Annotated in this window: 2 protein-coding genes; both read right to left on the reverse strand. The window is 45.1% G+C overall.

Annotated elements, in window-relative coordinates:
* Positions 1–29 precede the first annotated feature (29 nt).
* Entirely contained in the window at positions 30–3,125 is a 3,096-nt protein-coding gene (locus tag B7Y67_RS12515) for a CusA/CzcA family heavy metal efflux RND transporter (RefSeq protein WP_293598932.1), read from the reverse strand.
* Between the two features lie 5 nt (positions 3,126–3,130).
* A partial coding sequence (locus tag B7Y67_RS12520; RefSeq protein ID WP_293598933.1) for an efflux RND transporter periplasmic adaptor subunit occupies positions 3,131–3,895 on the reverse strand: 765 nt, incomplete at its 5' end.

The following is a 3,895-nucleotide window of genomic DNA, read 5'->3' on the forward strand; positions in this document are numbered from 1 at the left end:
ATTGGGGCGAATAACCGCCTTCACTTCCATCATGCTTCCACCTCTTTATCTTCAAACCATCTATATAAGACGGGGAGTACTAATAATGTTAATGCAGTTGATGTAATCAGACCAGCGATGACTACTGCAGCTAGCGGTCTTGTAACCTCAGAGCCGGGGCCGCCTGAAAACAGCATTGGTACCAAAGCCAGCATCGCGACTGAAGCAGTCATCATGACTGGCCTAAAGCGATGGCCACATCCATGCAGCAAGGCATCCTCCATCGAGTAGCCATCTTCACGCAATTGCTTAATAAATGAGATCAACACCACGCCATTTAGAACGGCGATACCCCATAAATTAATAAATCCTACTGCCGCAGGCACGGATAAATACTCACCAGCTATAAATAGACCGACTACACCGCCGATTGACGCAAAAGGCAAGACCAAAATAATCAAAGCTGCTAATCGTATGGATTTAAATAGCATGAAGAGTAAGAAAAAGATCGCCAAAATAGTCAGCGGAATAATGATCATCAAACGAGCCATAGCGCGTTCCATATTTTCAAACTGGCCACCCCACTCCAGGGTATAACCTTCTGGCAACTCAACCTGCTTAGCAATTAAGCTTTGAGCTTCCTTCACAAATCCACCCAGATCTCGACCATCGACGTTCACGCCAACGACCAAACGACGTTTGCCTGCCTCGCGCGAGATTTGTGCAGGACCATCTACTAAAGAAATCTCCGCTAAGTCACGCATGAGAACTTGAGCGCCATCAGGTGAATGCAAAATAATATTCTCGATAGCATCAACTTTATCTCGATAGGGAGCGGGATAGCGCAACATGAGTGGGAAACGTCTCTCACCTTCATAGACGATGCTAGCCTGCTTACCACCAATTGCTGTTTCAATCACTTCATTTACGTCCGACACATTGATCCCGTAGCGAGCAATGGCATCTCGATCAATTTTGATATTGAGGTAATTTTGTCCAGAGACTTGCTCTATTCGCAAGTCATTGCTGCCCTTCATCTTAGTGAGGATTTGGCTGATTTGCGCTCCTAGCTTTTGCAAGGTCAATAAATCATCTCCAAAAATCTTAATCGCTACTTGCGATCTCACACCTGAAACCATTTCATCAACACGAGCAGCAATCGGCTGTGAAATCGCTAATTCAATACCAGGTAGTGTTTTTAACTTATCGCGAATTTGCTGGGCAATTTCTTCTTGATTTAGGCTGCGATCACCCAAAGGTTTTAAGGTGACGATGGGATCGGATTCATTAGGTTGACCTGGATCTGCAGGTGACTCACCTCTACCTAAACGCGATACCGCCATCTTGACGTCAGGAATTGTCATAATTCTTTTGATTGCCTCAAATTCCAATTTGATCGACTCATCTAAAGAAATATTCGGGGCACGAACAATCACAGGGGTAATAGAGCCTTCCTGCATCACAGGAATAAATGCTTTACCTAAAAGCACAAACCCAACTAAACTCGCGGCCAAAGCGATCAGAGATCTTTTCACGACCAACTTCGGATTGGAAAGACTCCAATGTAGCCAGCGATCATAAGGCGCACGGAGACGAGCAACCAGCTTCGTGTCATCCTCACTACCGCCCTTCAAAATATATGAGCACAATGCTGGCGACAAGGTAAAAGATAGGATCAGTGAGATTGTCAAAGCAATTGCAATAGTGATGGCCATTGGGGCAAACATCTTGCCCTCCATCCCCTCCAAAGAGAGTAGCGGCATGAAAACCAAAATAATGATGCCAACACCAAACAAGACTGGGGTGCCTACTTCAGAGGCAGCCTCCAAAATAATACGATTTTTAGATTCTCCAGCCTTTAGTCGCTCACCTAACTTTGCAAAAGTATTTTCTACAACCACTACCGAACCATCCACCATGATGCCAATCGCAATTGCGAGACCACCTAATGACATCAGATTAGCAGAGATGCCATAACGATTCATAACCAAGAATGTCAGTAGCGGTGTCAAAATCAATGTAGCCACCACAATCAAGGAAGATCGCACATCACCCAGAAACAAGAAGAGCAAAATAATGACCAGGACAACTCCCTCGACCAATACTTTCGCCACATTAAACATGGCCGCATTTACCAAGTCTGTACGATCATAAAATGGCACGATCTGTAGGCCATCGGGGAGTAACTTACCCTCGTTAATTTCTGCTACTTTTAACTTAATCCGATTCACTACTTCTCGAGCATTGCCACCGCGAATCATCTGAATAATGCCCGCTACACTCTCGGTGTAACCATTTTTAATCGCTGCGCCTTGACGAATCTCACTACCGATGGTGACCTCAGCTACGTTCTTCACGTAGACCGGAATGCCTTTGACTTCCTTCAGAATAATTTTGCCAATATCTTCTGGTTTGGTAATTAATCCAACGCCACGAATGAGGTAGCGCTCTGCATAGGTCGGTAGCTGCCCACCGCCTGAATTGGCATTATTTCTGGCGAGTGCTTCATATACTTCGCGCAAGCTCACTTGGTAGTGACGCAAGCGCTCTGGATTAACCAATACCTGATACTCACGCGCATATCCGCCTTGAGTATTAATTTCAGCCACCCCAGGTATTGAACGTAGCATGGGGCGCACTATCCAATCTTGAATAGTCCGGCGTTCTTCTAGCTCATCTACTGTGAGCTCTCGGTCACCATCAGAAGGATGATCTAAGGTGTATTGATAGATTTCACCTAAACCTGTTGAAGGTGGTGCTAACACAGGCGTAATACCAACAGGCATTCTGGAGGCCACTTCAATCAAGCGCTCAGTAACCAACTGTCTTGCAAAATAGAGTTCGGTCTTATCCGTAAATACCAAGGTAATGACAGAGATTCCATTGCGATTCAGGGAGCGCATTTCGGTAAGGCCCGGCAAGCCAGTCATCGCCAATTCAATAGGAACTGTGACGAAACGCTCTACCTCTTCGGGAGAGCGGCCTGGAGCTTCAGAGGCAATCTGTACTTGTACATTAGTGACATCTGGAAATGCATCAACCGACAGACGCTTGGTTGCCAGCAAGCCTGCCACCATTAATACCAAAGCAATAATTGCGACTAAGAGTCTCTGCTGCAGGGAGAGGCGGACAATTTTCTCAATCATGCAGCTTAACCACCGCTCAACTGTTTTTTACGTTCAGAATTTAAATGGAAGGCGCCATTGACTGCGATATTTTGCCCCTCTTTTAGACCCGAGATCACCGGACGATATCCCCTGCCTTCAGGACCAAGCTTCACAGCTATCATCCTAAATATTTCATCATCCTCTTTAACAAATACATAATCTTTATTATCTTCACGAATGATTGCACTAGTAGGTACTAGCAATTTTTCAGTCGGCTGACTTTCAATCATCATGGTTGCTAACATTCCAGGCTTAATCAAACCATCTTTGTTAGGCACTTCCATTCGCACTACTACTGTACGAGTTTGGGTGTTGACAACGGAATCGACGTGAGCAACAACACCCTCAATCTCTGCATTACGCAAAGCTGGAATGATCAATCTAATCTTCTGACCCTTGTGAATTAAATAAGAGTTACTTTCTGGGATTTCAGAGACTGCCCATAAGGTATTTAAATCAGCCACTGTAAATAAAGCATCAGCAGGCTGTACCACCTGACCCTTATTGATTTTTCTCTCTACAATTTCACCGGGAATGCTGGCAATAACGTTATTTGTGGACTCAATCACACCAGACTTTGCCAAGCGATCGATACTAGGCTGATCCATACCTTGAACACGCAATTGATCATTTGCTGCACGATATTCAGCCTTGGCGCTACTTGCCTCAGCCTCTCGCTTTTGCAACTCAGCCAAAGCGATCACATCTTCTTTATATAAAATCCTAGCTCGATTAGCTGCCTGATCAGC

The organism is Polynucleobacter sp. 35-46-11 (assembly GCF_002281105.1).